Source organism: Achromobacter sp., assembly GCF_032113835.1.
In the GTDB taxonomy this organism is placed as follows: domain Bacteria; phylum Pseudomonadota; class Gammaproteobacteria; order Burkholderiales; family Burkholderiaceae_B; genus Achromobacter.
The window spans coordinates 1-16771 of record NZ_DAMCTG010000069.1; the positions used below are offsets into that span (position 1 = coordinate 1).

Below are 16771 nucleotides of genomic sequence, written 5' to 3' on the forward strand. Positions count from 1 at the left end.
ACATGTTCCGCAATTACCCGCATCGCGGGCAGGTGTTCGTGGAAGAGGTCGAAGATCTGGCCCGCGACCGTGGAGAGGTGGCATGAGCCGCAACGCCACTCCTGACGTGAAATCCACCGCGCGTGGCGCCGAGGCCATGCAATGAGCCTGATCGCCGATCTCACCGCGAGCGTCAATGCCGTACGGCCCGGCCGTACCCGCATGCGCAACTTCGACATGCCGCTGGTCATTGCGGCATCGACGTTGCTGCTGCTTGGCTTGCTGATGGTGTATTCGGCGTCGATCGCGCTGGCCGACGGCCCGCGCTACGCGTCCTATGGCCGCTATTACTTCGTGATCCGCCACGGTCTCTTCGTGAGCGCGGGTCTGCTGGGCGCCGCCGTGGTGCTGGCGATCCCCATCCGGGTCTGGCAACGTCTGGCCGTGCCGCTTTTCGTGGTGACGATGGTGTTGCTGGTGGCGGTGCTGATTCCGGGCATCGGCCGCGAAGTCAACGGCGCGCATCGCTGGATCCCGCTGGGTCCGCTGAATTTCCAGCCGTCCGAACTGATGAAGCTTGCCGCCTTGCTTTATGCGGCCGACTACACCGTGCGCAAGCAGGAACACATGCAGGCCTTTGCCCGCGGCTTCCTGCCGATGGCGTTCGCGCTGGCCGGCGTCGGCATGCTGCTGCTGCTCGAGCCCGACCTGGGCGCGTTCATGGTGATCGTGGCCATCGCCATCGGCATCCTGTTCCTGGGCGGCATCAACGGCAAATATTTCAGCAGCCTGCTGGCCGTGCTGGTTGGCACGTTCCTGATGCTGATCTGGCTGTCTCCGTGGCGCCGCGCGCGTTTGTTCGCCTACCTGGATCCCTGGAACGAAGACAACGCCTACGGCAGCGCCTACCAGCTTTCGCACTCGCTGATCGCGCTGGGGCGCGGTGAATGGTTCGGCGTGGGCCTGGGCGCCAGCGTCGAGAAACTGCATTACCTGCCCGAGGCGCACACCGACTTCCTGATGGCGGTGGTCGGCGAGGAGCTGGGCTTTGCCGGCGTCATGCTGGTGATCACGCTGTTTGCGATCATCGTCTATCGCGGTTTCGACATCGGCCGTCAGGCCATCGCCATGGAACGCACGTTCGCCGGCCTGGTCGCGCACGGCGTAGCCATGTGGTTCGGCGTGCAGTCGTTCATCAACATGGGCGTATGCCTGGGCCTGCTGCCCACCAAGGGTCTGACGCTGCCGCTGATGAGCTATGGCGGTTCGGGCGTGGTGATGAACCTGTGCGCGCTGGCGATGCTGATCCGGGTCGACGTGGAAAACCGCATCATGATGCGCGGGGGACGGGTATGACCGCCGCCCGCACCATCCTGATCATGGCCGGCGGAACCGGCGGCCACATCATGCCGGGCCTCGCCGTGGCCGATGTGCTGCGCGCGCGCGGCTGGCGCGTGCTGTGGCTGGGCAATCCCGAAAAGATGGAAGGCCGCCTCGTGCCGCCGCGCGGCATCGAACTGGTGCCGCTGCGCTTCCAGGGCGTGCGCGGCAAGGGTGCTTCCGCGCTGCTGAAGCTGCCCTTCCTGCTGTTGCGCGCATTCGCGCAAGCGTGGTCACGGCTGTCCGACGTGCGTCCCGACGTGGTGCTGGGCATGGGTGGCTACGTGGCGTTTCCGGGCGGCGTGATCGCGGCGCTGCGCGGCACGCCGCTGGTCGTGCACGAACAGAATGCCGTCGCCGGCACCGCCAACAAGTGCCTGGCGAAGATGTCGCGCCGTGTGCTGAGCGGATTTCCCGGCGTGCTGCCCAAGGGCGAAGCCATGGGCAACCCGGTGCGCGCCGACCTGTGCGCCTTGCCGGACCCCGCCGAACGCTATGCCGGCCGCACCGGTCCGCTGCGCGTGCTGGTGGTGGGCGGCAGCCTGGGGGCGCAAGCCTTGAATACCACCGTGCCGCAGGCGCTTGCGCGTCTGCCGCAGGGCAACCGGCCGACGGTCGTCCACCAAGCCGGTGAACAACATTTGCCGGCGCTGCAGCAGGCCTACGCCCAGGCGGGCGTGCAGGCCGATTGCCGCGCCTTCATCGACGACATGGCGGGCGCCATGGCCGACGCCGACCTGCTGATCTGCCGCGCAGGCGCCATGACGGTGTCCGAAGTGGCGGCCGCCGGCGTCGCGGCGCTGTTCGTGCCGTTCCCCCACGCCATCGATGACCACCAGACCGCCAACGCGCGCTTCCTGAGCGACGCGCAGGCCGCCTGGCTGCAGCCGCAGACCGCCCTGACGCCCGAGTGGCTGGCGGACTGGCTGGGCCAGCGCACCCGACAAGAACTCGAGGCTGTCGCCGTCCGGGCCCGCGCGCACGCGCGTCCCGACGCGGCCGCCCATATCGCCGACGTCTGTGAACAAGCAGCGGGGCGTTCATCATGAAACACAGAATTCAACATATCCATTTTGTAGGCATCGGCGGTTCGGGCATGAGCGGCATTGCCGAAGTGCTGCTGAACCTGGGCTACGACATCAGCGGTTCCGACCTGAACGAGTCGGCGGTGACGCGCCGCCTGGCCGGCCTGGGCGTGAAGATCGCGATCGGCCATGCCGCCAGCAACGTCACGGGTGCCAGCGCCATCGTCACGTCCACCGCGGTGGCGGGCGACAACCCCGAAGTGATCGCGGCGCGCTCGGCGCGTATCCCGGTGGTGCCGCGCGCCATCATGCTGGCCGAGCTGATGCGCTTGAAGCGCGGCATCGCCGTGGCCGGCACGCACGGCAAGACCACCACGACCAGCCTGGTCGCCAGCGTGCTGGCGGCGGGCGATCTGGATCCCACGTTCGTGATTGGCGGCCGGCTGAATTCGGCGGGCGCCAATGCGCGGCTCGGGCAGGGCGACTACATCGTGGTCGAGGCCGACGAGTCGGACGCCTCGTTCCTGAACCTGCTGCCCGTGATGGCCATCGTGACCAATATCGATGCCGATCACATGGACACCTACGGGCACGACGTGGCGCGGCTCAAGAGCGCCTTCATCGAATTCACGCAGCGCCTGCCGTTCTATGGCAGCGCCGTGCTGTGCTCGGACGACGCCAACGTGCGCGAAATCATGCCGTTCGTGTCGCGTCCCATCACGACCTACGGCCTGAACGAGGAAGCCCAGGTGCGGGCATACGAAGTGCAGCCCGACGGCACGCGCATGCGCTTCAACGTGCAGCGCACCCACCGTGACACGCTGCTGCCGCCGCTAAACGTCGAACTGAACCTGCCGGGCCTGCACAACGTGCGCAACGCGCTGGCCGCGATTGCCGTGGCGACCGAGCTGGGCGTGTCCGACGCCGCCATCTGCGAGGCGCTGGCTTCGTTCAAGGGTGTGGGCCGCCGCTTCACGCAGACGGGCGAATTCCCTGTGCCGGCCAACCATGGCGGCGGCACCTTCACGGTGATCGACGACTACGGCCACCATCCGGTCGAGATGTCGGCGACGCTGGCTGCGGCGCGCGGCGCCTGGCCCGACCGCCGCATCGTGCTGGCCTTCCAGCCGCACCGCTACACGCGGACTCGCGATTGCTTCGAGGACTTCGTGCGTGTGCTCGGCACCGCCGACGCCGTGCTGCTGACCGAGGTCTACGCCGCTGGCGAACCGCCGCTGGTCGCGGCGGACGGACGCGCCCTGTCGCGCGCGCTGCGCGTGGCCGGCAAGGTCGAGCCGGTGTTCGTGGAAGACGTGGCGGAGCTGCCGCAGACCATTGTGGATTTCGTGCGCGATGGCGACGTCGTCGTCGTGATGGGAGCGGGTTCGATCAGCAAGGTCCCGGCCCAGGTGGGAGAGTTGGCATGAGCAAGCAATTCGGCAAGGTGGGTGTGTTGTACGGCGGCCGGTCCGCCGAACGTGAGGTCTCGCTCATGTCCGGCAAGGGCGTGCACGAGGCGCTGACCAGCGCCGGCGTGGACGCGCATCTGTTCGACACCGGCGAGCGCAGTCTTGCCGAGCTGGCCGATCAAGGCTTTGACCGCGTGTTCATCGCGCTGCACGGCCGTTACGGCGAAGACGGCACCTTGCAGGGCGCGCTGGAACTGCTGGGCATCCCGTACACCGGCAGCGGCCCGATGGCCTCGGCGCTGGCCATGGACAAGACCATGACCAAGCGGATCTGGCTGCAGCATGGTCTGCCCACGCCCGACTTCGAAGTGCTTGATGCCGACACCGAACTGCGCCTGGTTCCGGACCGCCTGCAGCTGCCGCTGATCATCAAGCCGCCGCACGAGGGCTCGACCGTGGGCATCACCAAGGTCGTTGGTTACTCCGACATGAAGGAAGCCTACGCCGCGGCCGCGCAGTACGACAGCGAGGTCCTGGCCGAGCAGTTCATCACCGGACGCGAGCTGACCGTGGCGGTGCTGGGCTCGGGCAAGGCGGCGCGTGCGCTGCCGGTGATCGAGATCGCGGCGCCGGGCGGCAACTACGACTACGAACACAAGTATTTCTCCGACGACACGCAGTATTTCTGCCCGGCCGCCTTGCCCGCGGACGTCGCTGAAGAAGTCGCGCGGATTGCCGTGAAGGCGTATCAGACGCTGGGCTGCGAAGGCTGGGGGCGCGCGGATTTCATCCTCGATGCCGACAACCGTCCCTGGCTGCTTGAAATGAATACCTCGCCCGGCATGACCGGCCACTCCCTGGTGCCCATGGCCGCGAAAGCCGTGGGGATCAGCTATGCAGAATTGTGCGTGGCCATCCTGTCCGAGGCCTCGTGCAAGGTGCACGGCCACGCCCGCAACGCTTGACCTGGATACTCCGTGTGGAACGACGCTCGTACTACCAACCTGATCGCCAACACGCTTGCCGTGCTGGCGGTTGCCGCCTTGCTCATCGCGGGCGTGGTGTGGGTAGCGCAGCGTCCGTATTTCACGCTGTCGGCGATCGAGCTGGAATCGATGCCGGACACCGAGCTGCACTACGTGTCGACGGGCGCCGTGCGTTCGGCGATCGCGGGCCGCGTGAAGGGCAACTTCTTCACGGTGGACCTGGACGACGCGCGCGAGATCTTCGAATCGGTGCCGTGGGTCCGGCATGCCACCGTGCGGCGGATCTGGCCGAACGTGCTGCGCGTGCGCATCGAGGAGCAGCAGCCCCTGGCGCTGTGGAACGAGAACCAGATGATCAACACCTGGGGCGAGGCGTTCACGGCCAACACGGGCGAGGTGGACGACGACACGGTGCTGCCGCAGTTCTCCGGACCCGACGGCACGGAAGCGCTGGTCGTGCAGCGCTACGCCGAGCTGGCGCGCTGGTTCGCGCCGCTGGACATGCATGTGGAACAGTTGGAACTGAGCCCGCGCTACGCCTGGCGCGTCGTGCTTTCCAACGGCATGCTGCTGGACCTGGGCCGGGATCCGGGCGCGGATGCGCCGGACCCGCACGGCCTGCCCGGCGCCTTGCCGTTCGCGGCTCGTATTCAACGCTTTGTGCAGGCGTGGCCCACCGTGGCGGGGCGCCTGGAAGGGCGCACCCTCACGCAGGCCGACCTGCGCTATCCGAATGGTTTCGCCCTGGCGCTGGCCCCGTTGCCCGCGTCGGAAACCAAATCCAAATCCACACCGAAACCTCCCAAGAAACGCTAACGCCATGACCCGTGACATCAAGGACCTTATCGTCGCCCTCGATATCGGCACCAGCAAGGTGGTGGCTGTGGTGGCTGAAATCCTGCCTGAAGGCCGCTTCGAGGTGCTAGGCCTGGGCCAGCACGAATCGCGCGGCATGCGCAAGGGCGTGGTCGTCAATATCGAGACCACTGTGAATTCCATTCAGCGCGCGCTTGAAGAAGCCGAGCTGATGGCAGATTGCAAGATTCGAGACGTCTACACCGGCATCGCCGGCAGCCATATCCGCAGCTTCAATTCCAGCGGCATGGTCGCCGTGAAGGACAAGGAAGTCACCGCCACCGACGTCGCCCGCGTCATCGAGACCGCCAAGGCGGTGAACATTCCGACCGACCAGCAGGTGCTGCACGTGCTGACGCAGGAGTTCATCGTCGACGGCCAGGAAGACATCCGCGAACCCATCGGGATGAGCGGCCTGCGCCTGGAAGTGCGCGTGCACATCGTGACGGGCGCGGTCAGCGCCGCGCAGAACATCGTCAAGTGCGTGCGCCGCTGCGGCCTGGAAGTGCAGGACCTGATCCTGCAGCCGCTGGCCTCCAGCCTGGCCGTGCTGACGGCCGACGAAAAGGAGCTGGGCGTCGTGCTCGTCGACATTGGCGGGGGCACGACCGACGTTGCCATCTTCACCGGCGGCGCGATCCGCCACACCGCCGTGCTGCCCATCGCCGGCGATCAGATCACCAACGACATCGCGGCGATGCTGCGCACGCCCACGCCCGATGCCGAAGAAATCAAGCTGCGCTACGGCGTTGCCAAGCAGGTACTGGCCAGCCCGGACGAGTCCGTGGAAGTGCCGGGCCTGGGCGACCGCGGCCCGCGCCAGGTCAAGCGCCAGGCGCTGGGCGCGGTAATCGAACCGCGCGTGGAAGAACTGTTCACGCTGGTGCAACAGGTGGTGCGCGATTCCGGCTACGAGGACCTGCTGGCTTCCGGCGTGGTCCTGACCGGCGGATCCGCGCAGCTGCCCGGCATGATCGAACTGGCCGAGGACGTGTTCCTCAAGCCGGTTCGCGTGGCGGTCCCCGAGTATGAAGGCAGCCTTGCCGACGTGATGCGCAACCCGCGCTTCTCGACGGTGATGGGGCTGCTGCAGGAAGCGCGCATGCAGCGTGTGCGTGGCCGCAAGGTGGCAGCGCAGACGGGCAACTTCAAGAGCCTGCTTGCGCGCATGAAAGAGTGGTTCATGAATTAAAGGGTGCAGGTTGGGGCCTGCTCCTTGGTGCGAACCGCGGCTGTCTAGCGGAGAGCGCCAGAAAGAGGAGGCGTCTCAAACCCGTGGCGGGCCTATGTAGCCGGCGTCGGCTTTGAGGCGATTCACAAATAGGTTGTTGGGGAATTTTTGTGATTTGCAAAATCGGACTTGTGAGGGAGTCATCATGATGAACTTTGAGATGCTTGAGAACAACACCAAAGGGACCGTAATCAAGGTCGTTGGTGTGGGCGGTGCGGGCGGCAATGCCGTGGCGCACATGATTCGCAGCGGTGTGCACGGGGTGGATTTCATCTGCGCCAATACCGATGCGCAAGCGCTGGCGGCAACCAATGCGCCGGTGCAGATCCGCCTGGGCCGCACCGGCCTTGGCGCGGGCGCCAAGCCCGAGCAGGGACGCGCGTCGGCGGAAACCGCGCGTGAGGAAATCCGTGCCGCGCTGAACGGCGCGCACATGGTCTTCATCACCGCGGGCATGGGCGGCGGCACCGGTACCGGTGCAGGTCCGGTCGTGGCCGAAGTGGCGAAGGAACTGGGCATCCTGACCGTGGGCGTGGTCACCAAGCCTTTCACCTTTGAAGGCAACAAGCGCCTGAAGATGGCCGAGGACGGTATCTCGGAACTGGCCAAGCACGTGCATTCGCTCATCGTGGTGCTCAACGAGAACCTCTATGAACTGATGGACGAGGACGCGACGCAGGAAGACTGCTTCCGTTCGGCCGACGACATCCTGCACAACGCGTGCGCAGGTATCGCCGAAATCATCAACGTCGAAGGCAACGTCAACGTCGACTTCGAAGACGTGAAGACGATCATGGGTGAGCAGGGCCAGGCCATGATGGGCACGGCGTCGGCATCGGGCGCGGATCGCGCACGCGTTGCCGCCGAGCACGCCATTGCTTGCCCGCTGCTGGAAGGCGTGGATCTGAACGGCGCGCGCGGCGTGCTGGTCAACATCACCGCCAGCCGCTCGCTGAAGATGCGCGAAACGCGCGAAATCATGGAAACGATCCGCAGCTACGCTTCGGACGACGCGACCGTGATCTTCGGCACCGCCTATGACGAATCCATGGGTGAAAACCTGCGCGTCACGGTGGTTGCAACCGGCCTTGGCCGTGCGCAAGCCCGTCCGCAACTGGTGCAGACCACCGCTGAAGTGCTGCGCACCGGCACCGACAACATGCCCATGGGCACGATGCCGGCCGGTCAAGGCGGTGACTACCGCAATCTGGACATGCCGTCGGTCATGCGCAATCCGCGCAGCCAGGCGTCGGCCCAGGTACGCGCGCTGGAAAGCTCGGGAATGGATCATTTCGACATCCCGGCCTTCCTGCGCAAGCAGGCGGACTGAACCTAGAGCCGGTCAACGGCTCTAACTGCACTCCCTCATCTCCGGCTCGCCTGTCCCCACGGGCGAGCCGGAGGCAGAGCGGTCCGTGTTTCCCTTGCACGTTAAATAAGGGACGGAGGTTTCGGTCGGTCAGAGCGCCACTTTGAATGGCGGCCTGGATCGGACAGCGTTACAATACTTCGGTTACGCCGGCAATCCGTACTTATCTTGCCGGCTTCCGGGTTCAAAATTCCAAGTCTCATGTTCCGACAGCGCAGCATCCAGAATCTCGTCCGCACGACCGGCGTCGGCGTCCACTCAGGACGGCGGGTGGAGCTCACCCTGCGTCCGGCACAGCCCAATACAGGCATCGTCTTTCACCGTGTAGATTTGCCACAGGTCGTTGACCTGCCCGCGCAAGCCACGGGCGTGGGCGATACCCGCATGGCGTCCGTGCTGCAGCAGGGCAATGTTCGCGTGTCCACTGTGGAACATCTCATGTCGGCGTTGGCCGGCCTGGGTATCGACAACCTGCACGTCGACCTCACTGCCGAAGAAGTCCCCATCATGGACGGCAGCGCGGCGACGTTTGTTTATCTGTTGCGCTCGGCGGGCATCGTCGAGCAGAACGCGCCCAAGCAATTCATCCGTGTCCTGAAGCCGGTGGAAGTGCGTGAAGGCGAAGGCCGCAACGAGAAATGGGCCAGGCTCGAACCCCACGAAGGGTACGCGCTGGCTTTCTCGATCGACTTCCGCCACCCCGCCATCGACTCCACGGCAAATTTTGCGGAAATCGATTTCGCCACGCATTCGTACGTGCGCGAGATCGCGCGGGCGCGCACCTTTGGTTTCGTGAATGAAGTCGAGGCCTTGCGGTCGATGGGCCTGGCCCGCGGCGGCAGCCTGGACAACGCCATCGTCATGGACGAGTACCGCGTGCTGAACAGCGACGGGCTGCGTTACGACGATGAATTCGTCAAGCACAAGATCCTGGACGCCATCGGCGACCTGTATCTGCTGGGCAAGCCGCTGGTGGCGCGCTATGTGGCGTGCAAGTCGGGCCACGGCCTGAACAACCAGCTCGCCCGCGCGCTGCTCGAGCAGCGCGACGCCTGGGAAATCGTCACGTACGAATCGCAGGCAGAAGCGCCCCAGGCGTTTCGTCACGAATGGAAGCTGGCCTGACGCCAGGCTTTCCGCTGAACCCGCGCATGGGGCCTGACCCCGATCCTGCGCGGGTTTCCATTCAGATTCCCGCTTGGGTTTCTACTTAGGGACGACGCTGGCCGTCATCCCCTCGCGCGATAGTCGCAATCCGGTAGCCAACCATCCGGCCATCGGTCTGAAAAGTTGGTTTCGTGACGTTTCCGGTCCCTTGAGTTGCCGGACAAAGCCCGGTTGCTCAGCTACTCTTGTGATGCTTCAAGAGCTTGGCGACGGCGTCGGCCAACGGACCCGGCCGCAGATTGTCGTGCAGCGTCTCGAACGCGCCCAGGGCCTTGTCGTTCAGGGGCTGCGCCTCTTTGGGAGGGCGCGGCTGCCGGGCGCCGGGCTTGGGTAACCCGGCTTGTACCTTGATGGCAATTTCGTTAAGGTTCCAGCCCTGGTCCGCCAGTGATCGCGCGATGCGCGGCGCCAATTGACGCATTTTGGCCGCATGCGCGGCGGTGGGCACCACCAGATGCAGACACAGGTTTTCCAGTTTGGCGACCTGGCACACAGCACCCAGCGGGGCGGGCAACACCGCCGCCACCGCATACTGAATTTGCAGATGCTTGCGGGCAGTCGCCAACACACCGGCGCCCCGCATGTCATGACCCAGCCATCCCAGGGCGGTATTTTCTCCGCGCCGGCTGGTACTGGAACGTTGACGGTATGAAGCGGGTCTATTCATGCCGGCTTTAAAAGAATTAGGAAGCAAACCTTGAAGATCGTGATTATGCACGCCCGCGACGGGCAGGACGGGCATTTCACCCTGGGCGGCGCGCGACTGGCGTTGTTTCTGGGTGGCGCCTTGATTACCGCGGCCGTTTTCGGCGCAGCGCTTCAACGATACATCACTCCCATCCTTCCCGCCGTGCACACGATGGGATGGCCGCTGTCGGAGCAGCCGGGGCGCGATGCCGATTTCCTGCGTGAAAACATGAATTTGCTGGCCTCGAAGGTCGGCGCGCTGCAGGCCAAGCTGGTCAGCATCGACGGTCTGGGCCAGCGCGTGGCCAAGGTGGCGGGCGTCGCCTATACCGACCCCGAATTGGCCCAGCAACTGGCGGCGGCGCAGCCCGAGGCGCCGGCTCACCCCGAGGCCACGCAGGTCATGGACGATCTCTTCACCGACCATCCGCCGCCCAGCGCGGCGTCGGCCGAGGCGCTGGGCCGGCAGCTCGACGAGATCCAGGCACGGCTGGCGCAGCAGACCGACAATCTGAAGCTGCTGGATGCGGCCCTTACCAAGCGCTCGGCGGATCAGGCGCGCATGCCGACCGCCATGCCGATCACCGATTACCCCTATCTGTCGTCGTCGTATGGCTGGCGCCGCAACCCGGTGACGGGCCGCTCGGCCATGCACGAAGGGCTGGATTTCGCGGCGCCCTCGGGCACGCCGATCCTGGCCGCGTCCGGCGGCGTGGTGCTCGAGGCCAAGTGGGCGCCGGGCTTTGGCAACATGGTCGAAATCGACCATGGCGACGGCCTGATTACCCGCTACGCGCATGCGTCCTCGTTGCTGGTCAAGCAGGGCGATCTGGTCGAGCGCGGCCAGCAGGTCGCGCGTGTCGGCAGCTCCGGCCGCTCCACCGGGCCGCACCTGCATTTCGAGGTCCGCCTTGCCGGACAGCCGCTGGATCCGCGGCTCTTCCTGGGGCCCCAGCCTCAGCACGCGCCGCCCGCCGTCGCGCAGGCCGCCGCGCCGTGAACCCTTCGCGGGTTGGCCGGTCAAACCGGCCAACAGTGCTACCCTGGTCATAGGTCCAGGCTATTACGCTCCAGGTGCGTTAAACTGGTTCGTTTCCCAGCGGACCCCCGCTCAACCAATAACATCAAGTCACGGGTGACGCTGCCCCAAGCGCTTTCGGGTGTGGTGTGGCTCGTGCGGCCGACATACGCATGGTTTCTCTGCTCAAAAAACTCATAGGCAGCCGCAACGACCGGCTGCTTAAGCAGTATCGCAAGCTGGTAACCCAGATCAATGGGCTCGAACCCAAGATCTCCGCGCTCTCCGACGCGGAACTGGCGGCCAAGACCGACGAATTCCGTTCCCGCCACGCCCAGGGCACGTCCCTGGACGATCTGCTTCCCGAAGCCTTCGCCGTTGTGCGCGAAGCCGGCAAGCGGGTGTTCGGCATGCGGCACTTCGACGTGCAGATGCTCGGCGGCATCGCCCTGCATAACGGCAAGATCGCCGAAATGCGCACGGGTGAAGGCAAGACGCTCATGGCGACGCTGCCCGTCTACCTGAACGCCATCGCCGGCAAGGGCGTGCATGTGGTCACGGTGAACGACTACCTGGCCCGCCGCGACGCCGAATGGATGGGCCGTCTGTACCGGTTCCTGGGCATGTCCACCGGCGTGGTGGTGCCGCAGCAGCCGAACGACGAAAAGAAGGCCGCGTACGCCGCCGACATCACGTACGGCACCAACAACGAATTCGGTTTCGACTACCTGCGCGACAACATGGAATTCCGTGTTGAGGACCGCCGCCAGCGCGTGCTGTTCTACGCCATCGTCGACGAAGTAGACTCGATCCTTATCGACGAGGCCCGCACGCCGCTGATCATCTCCGGCCAGGCCGAAGACCACACCGAACTCTACGTCCGCATGAACGCGGTGCCGCCGCTGCTTACGCGCATGGCGCACGAGCCCAAGCCGCAGGAACCGGAACCCGAAGGCGATTACTGGGTCGACGAAAAGAGCCAGCAGGTCTACCTGTCGGAAGCCGGCCACGAACACGCCGAAGGCATTCTTGCCCGCCTGGGCATCCTGCCCGAAGGCGAATCGCTGTACGATCCGCGCCACATCGCGCTGATGCACCACCTGATGGTGGCGCTGCGCGCCAACACCCTGTTCTTCCGCGACCAGCAGTATGTCGTGCAGGACGGTGAAGTGGTGATCGTGGACGAATTCACGGGCCGCCTGATGGTGGGCCGCCGTTGGTCCGATGGCCTGCACCAGGCCGTCGAAGCCAAGGAAGGCGTGAAGATCCAGCACGAGAACCAGACGCTGGCATCGATCACGTTCCAGAACTACTTCCGCATGTACGAAAAGCTGTCCGGCATGACCGGTACGGCTGACACGGAAGCGTACGAATTCCAGGAAATCTACGGGCTCGAAACGGTCATCATCCCGACCAACAAGCCCATGGTCCGTAAAGACCAGAACGACCAGGTCTTCAAGACCGACGGCGAAAAGTACAACGCCATCCTCGAAGACATCCGCGATTGCCACGAGCGCGGCCAGCCCGTGCTGGTCGGCACCACCAGCATCGAGAACTCCGAGCTGCTGTCCGGCCTGCTGAAGAAGGCCAAGCTGCCGCACGAGGTCCTGAACGCCAAGCAGCACGCCCGCGAAGCCGAGATCGTGGCCGAAGCCGGCAAGCCGGGCCACATCACGATCGCCACCAACATGGCCGGTCGCGGTACCGACATCGTGCTGGGCGGCAGCGTCGACAAGCAGGTCGACCTGATCCGCGCCGACGAATCGCTCTCCGACGCCGAAAAGACCGCGCGCATCGAGAAGATCCGCGCCGAATGGAAGCCGCTGAACGATCAGGTCAAGGCCGCCGGCGGCCTGCGCATCATCGGCACCGAGCGTCATGAATCGCGCCGTATCGACAACCAGCTGCGTGGCCGCGCCGGCCGCCAGGGCGATCCGGGCTCGTCCCGCTTCTACCTGTCGCTGGAAGATTCGCTGATGCGCATTTTCGCGGGCGACCGCGTGCGCGCCATCATGGAACGCCTCAAGCTGCCCGAGGGCGAGCCCATCGAGGCCGGCATGGTCACGCGCTCGATCGAGACCGCACAGCGCAAGGTGGAAGGCCGCAACTTCGACATCCGCAAGCAATTGCTGGAATACGACGACGTCTCCAACGACCAGCGCAAGGTGCTGTACTCGCAGCGCAACGACGTGCTGGAAGCCGCCAGCGTCGGCGCCACCGTGCAGAACCTGCGCGATGCGGCGGTGACCGACATGTTCAACACGTACGTGCCGCCGGAATCGGTGGAAGAACAGTGGGACATCCCCGCGCTGCAAAAGGCGCTGGAAGCCGACTGGCACCTGCATCTGCCGCTGACCGAGATGCTGGAAAAAGAACCCAACCTGAACGACGAAGAACTGCGCGAACGCGTGGTGGCCGCGGCGCGCGATGCGTACCAGGCCAAGGTCGACCAGGTGGGCGAGGAATCGTGGTCGCAGTTCGAGCGCTCGATCATGCTGCAGGCGATCGACACGCACTGGCGCGAACACCTGTCGGCGCTGGATTACCTGCGTCAGGGCATCCATCTGCGCGGTTATGCGCAGAAGAACCCCAAGCAGGAATACAAGCGCGAAGCCTTCGAACTGTTCTCGGGCATGCTGGAACGCGTGCGCGACGACGTCGTGAAGGTGCTGATGACGGTGCGCGTGCAGTCGTCGGAACAGGTCGAGCAGGCCGAAGCCGAAGCGGCGCAGTCGCATGTGCAGAACGTGCAGTATCACCACTCCGACTACGACGAGGCGCTGGCCTCCGATGCGCAGGAAACGGGCGCGCAGCCCACGCGCAACGCGCTGCCCAAGGTCGGCCGCAACGATCCGTGCCCGTGCGGCAGCGGCAAGAAGTACAAGCAGTGCCACGGTAAGCTGGTCTGATAAAAGGGGTTAGACTTCATGCTGCATTCTGTCGGCCGCACTGAATTCGACCACGCCGTCGTCATGGTGCGAGACCGGCTGGATGCGCTGGCGCCCCATTACGAACGGCAGGGCTTTCACCTCAGCGACAAGGCTGTGCACAACCTGGGGTCGTGCAACCGCCTGATCGTGCTGGAAGGCACGTACGTCGAATTGCTGGGTTGGCCGCCGGGCGCGCCGCCCGCGCGCAAGGAAATCGCCGATTCGCCATTTGGCCTGGAAGCGCTGGTGTTCCGGACCTATGACGCCGAGGCCACCTACACGCGGTTGCGCGACGCCGGTTTTGCGGTCAATCCCGTGCAGGACCTGTCGCGTCCCGCCATGCTGGATGGCCAGGAAGTCCAGGCCCGTTTTCATACCGTGCGTTTTGCCGAGCAGCCCTTGCCCGGCATCCGCATGTATTTCTGCCGGCATCTGACGCCCGAGTGCGTCTGGTCGCCCGAGCTGATGGCGCATCCCAACGGCGCCCGCAGCTTGCAACGTATCGACGCGCGCGCGGCGGACGCCCGCGGCGTGGCCGAGCGCCTGGCGTTTGTGGCGGACGTGACCGCCGAACCCGTCAATGGCGGGTGGGACGTGCCGTTGGCGAACCTGCGCATTCACGTCCAGCAGGACGACACGGCGCAGACGCCTGTGTTGTCGACGCTGACCCTCGAGAATCGCGACGGCGCGCACTACACGCTGGACACCGGTTTGTAGGCCGCAACCGTCCGAACGCCGCTCGACGAGCCCGCCGCTTCAGGCGGGCTTTTTCATGCCCGAAAGCTTTCCGCGCGATGCAGATTCCATCTGCCGAACGCCATCCGCTTCGGGCAAACCCGAGTTGCCGCTCAAAGTGTATGCACTTTAGTATGCACTTCATCCCGACTGGAGATTTGCCACAGGCGATCCGGTATGACGCTTCCCCAACCTGCGACCCCAGCCGCAACGCCGGCCACCTCCCGCGCGGCCCGCACCTCGGCCGGGCAGGCCGAGCTATATGGCGCCGTCAAGGCCATGGCGGTGCGGTTTGAGTTCAAGCCGGGCGAACGCATCAATGAAGTCGAGCTGGCCCGCCGGCTCAACGTCAGCCGCACGCCGCTGCGCGAGGTGCTGAACCAGTTGATGGTCGAGGGGTTTCTGACGCGCGCGGTCAACCGCGGCTTCATTGCCCGCCTGCTGGACGCCAAGCAGATTCACAGCCTTTACGAATACCGCGCGGTGCTGGAAGCCGGCATCGTGCGCGCGGCGTGCGAGCGCGCCACCGACGAGGAACTTGCCAGCCTGCGCGCCTTCGTCGAACGCTCGCGCGACGAACCCGACGACAGCGATGCCGCCCGGCTGCTGGAACTGGACGAAGCCTTTCACCTGGCGCTGGCGCGCTACTCCCGGAACGAAGAATTCGTGCGCGCGTTGGAAAGCGTCAACGCGCGCATTCATTTCGTGCGCTGGATCGACATGCAGCAAGGACGCCGCAGCCATACGCAAGGCGAGCATCTGCGCATTGTCGATGCTTTGCAGAAGCGCGACATCGAGGCCTTGCCCGGCCTCATCAGCGCGCATATCGGTCGCCGGCTGGACCAGATCACCGACGTCATACGCACGGGTTTTTCAACGATTTACATGCGGGACCAGGCCGAACCCGCCAAGGTAATGCCGGCCAACACCACAACAGCAGGGGAAAACTGATGAATAGAACGATCAAGCGGGCGCTGGCGGCGGTATGCACGCTGGCCGCGGCCGGGGGCGCATTTGTCGCCGCGCCGGCGATGGCCGAGGAACGGCCGCTGATTCTCGTCGTGCCGTATCCGCCGGGTGGCAGCACCGACATCCTGGCGCGCATCCTGCAGCCGCGCCTGTCGCAGCAGATGGGCGGCCGCGCGGTGGTCGTCGAAAACCGTCCGGGCGCCGCCAGCCAGATCGCCACGGCGTTCGTGGCGCGGGCCGAGCCGGACGGCAACACGCTGCTGGTCAGCTTCGACAACCACGGCATCAATCCGGCCGTGAAGCCCAAGCTGCCGTACGACACGTTCAAGGATTTTGTCGCCATCGGGCAGACGGTGCGCTTTCCGCTGGTGATCGGCGCGAATCCGAGCGTGCCTGGGGATAACCTGAAAGAGTTCCTGGCGGCGGCCGCCAAGCAGCCGCCCAACAAGTTCAACTACGCCTCCACGGGCGTGGGCTCGCTGAACCACCTGGCGCCGGAAGAGCTCAAGCGGCTGTCGAAGGTCGAGCTGCTGCACGTGCCGTATGGCGGCGGCGGACCGGCCATTCAGGCCGTGGTGGGCGGGCAGGCCAACATGACGTGGCTGAGCTTCGCGGCGCTGCGCGGCCAGATCCAGGCCGGCAAGATCAAGCCGCTGGCCGTCGCCGGCGAAAAGCGTCTGCCCGAATTGCCCAATGTGCCCACCGTGGCCGAATCGGGCTTCCCGGGCTTCGTCGCCTATTCGTGGAGCGGCATGTTCGCGCCCAAGGGCACGCCGGAGGCCACCGTCAAGAAGCTGACCGCGGATTTCCAGGCGGTGCTGGCCGATCCCGAGATCAAGAAGAAGATCACCGAGGCGGGCTTCGAGATCGTGGCTTCCGATGGTCCGGCGCTGGATGCGTACGTGAAGTCGGAATACGACCGCTGGAGCGCCTTCATCAAGAGCAGCAAGATCAATCTGGATAACTGAGCGGCGTCGGGCCGATGGGGGCGGCAAGCCCCCGTTCCGGCCCGGCTCCCGGATTACGTGGAG

14 protein-coding genes are annotated in these 16771 nt (G+C 65.4%); 13 read left to right on the forward strand and 1 reads right to left on the reverse strand.

What is annotated here, in order from left to right; genetic code table 11:
* Positions 1-141: 141 nt before the first annotated feature.
* From ftsW to lpxC, 8 genes are all read left to right on the forward strand, one after another.
* The gene (gene ftsW, locus RT697_RS20345; protein WP_312437139.1) at positions 142-1335 is read left to right on the forward strand and encodes a putative lipid II flippase FtsW; all 1194 of its coding nucleotides are present in this window, start codon (positions 142-144) and stop codon (positions 1333-1335) included.
* On the forward strand, positions 1332-2408 hold the full coding sequence (gene murG, locus RT697_RS20350) for an undecaprenyldiphospho-muramoylpentapeptide beta-N-acetylglucosaminyltransferase (protein ID WP_313701359.1): 1077 nt from the start codon (positions 1332-1334) through the stop codon (positions 2406-2408). The genes ftsW and murG overlap by 4 nt, the downstream gene beginning before the upstream one ends.
* Positions 2405-3811 (forward strand): UDP-N-acetylmuramate--L-alanine ligase, encoded by a 1407-nt coding sequence (gene murC, locus RT697_RS20355; protein WP_313701360.1) that lies wholly within the window; start codon positions 2405-2407, stop codon positions 3809-3811. Before murG ends, murC begins: the two co-directional genes overlap by 4 nt.
* Positions 3808-4758, forward strand: coding sequence for a D-alanine--D-alanine ligase (locus RT697_RS20360; protein WP_175139415.1), 951 nt, complete (start codon positions 3808-3810; stop codon positions 4756-4758). The genes murC and RT697_RS20360 overlap by 4 nt, the downstream gene beginning before the upstream one ends.
* A 12-nt stretch (positions 4759-4770) precedes the next feature.
* On the forward strand, positions 4771-5595 hold the full coding sequence (locus RT697_RS20365; RefSeq protein WP_313701362.1) for a cell division protein FtsQ/DivIB: 825 nt from the start codon (positions 4771-4773) through the stop codon (positions 5593-5595).
* A 4-nt stretch (positions 5596-5599) separates the two neighbouring features.
* Entirely contained in the window at positions 5600-6826 is a 1227-nt protein-coding gene (ftsA, locus tag RT697_RS20370; protein WP_006217473.1) for a cell division protein FtsA, read from the forward strand.
* Positions 6827-7010: 184 nt separating this feature from the next.
* A complete protein-coding gene (gene ftsZ / locus RT697_RS20375; RefSeq protein WP_008160099.1) occupies positions 7011-8195 on the forward strand; it encodes a cell division protein FtsZ in 1185 nt (394 codons plus the stop codon).
* A 240-nt stretch (positions 8196-8435) separates the two neighbouring features.
* Positions 8436-9359: a UDP-3-O-acyl-N-acetylglucosamine deacetylase gene (lpxC, locus tag RT697_RS20380; RefSeq protein WP_056320776.1), complete on the forward strand. Its 924-nt coding sequence runs from the start codon at positions 8436-8438 to the stop codon at positions 9357-9359.
* A 217-nt stretch (positions 9360-9576) separates the two neighbouring features.
* On the opposite strand, the gene RT697_RS20385 is transcribed toward lpxC, so the two are convergent.
* On the reverse strand, positions 9577-9984 hold the full coding sequence (locus RT697_RS20385) for a flagellar hook-length control protein FliK (RefSeq protein ID WP_312437123.1): 408 nt from the start codon (positions 9982-9984) through the stop codon (positions 9577-9579).
* 129 nt (positions 9985-10113) lie between these two features.
* Here RT697_RS20385 and RT697_RS20390 point away from each other — a divergent pair, with 129 nt between their 5' ends.
* The 5 genes from RT697_RS20390 (at position 10114) to RT697_RS20410 (ending at position 16708) form a co-directional block, all read left to right on the forward strand.
* A complete protein-coding gene (locus RT697_RS20390) occupies positions 10114-11088 on the forward strand; it encodes a M23 family metallopeptidase (protein WP_313701389.1) in 975 nt (324 codons plus the stop codon).
* A 191-nt stretch (positions 11089-11279) separates the two neighbouring features.
* On the forward strand, positions 11280-14015 hold the full coding sequence (gene secA / locus RT697_RS20395) for a preprotein translocase subunit SecA (protein WP_313701364.1): 2736 nt from the start codon (positions 11280-11282) through the stop codon (positions 14013-14015).
* Between the two features lie 18 nt (positions 14016-14033).
* Positions 14034-14753: a VOC family protein gene (locus RT697_RS20400; protein ID WP_313701365.1), complete on the forward strand. Its 720-nt coding sequence runs from the start codon at positions 14034-14036 to the stop codon at positions 14751-14753.
* Between the two features lie 195 nt (positions 14754-14948).
* Positions 14949-15722, forward strand: coding sequence for a GntR family transcriptional regulator (locus tag RT697_RS20405; protein ID WP_313701366.1), 774 nt, complete (start codon positions 14949-14951; stop codon positions 15720-15722).
* Positions 15722-16708, forward strand: a complete 987-nt coding sequence (locus RT697_RS20410; RefSeq protein ID WP_313701368.1) for a tripartite tricarboxylate transporter substrate binding protein — start codon at positions 15722-15724, stop codon at positions 16706-16708. Before RT697_RS20405 ends, RT697_RS20410 begins: the two co-directional genes overlap by 1 nt.
* Positions 16709-16771: the final 63 nt, after the last annotated feature.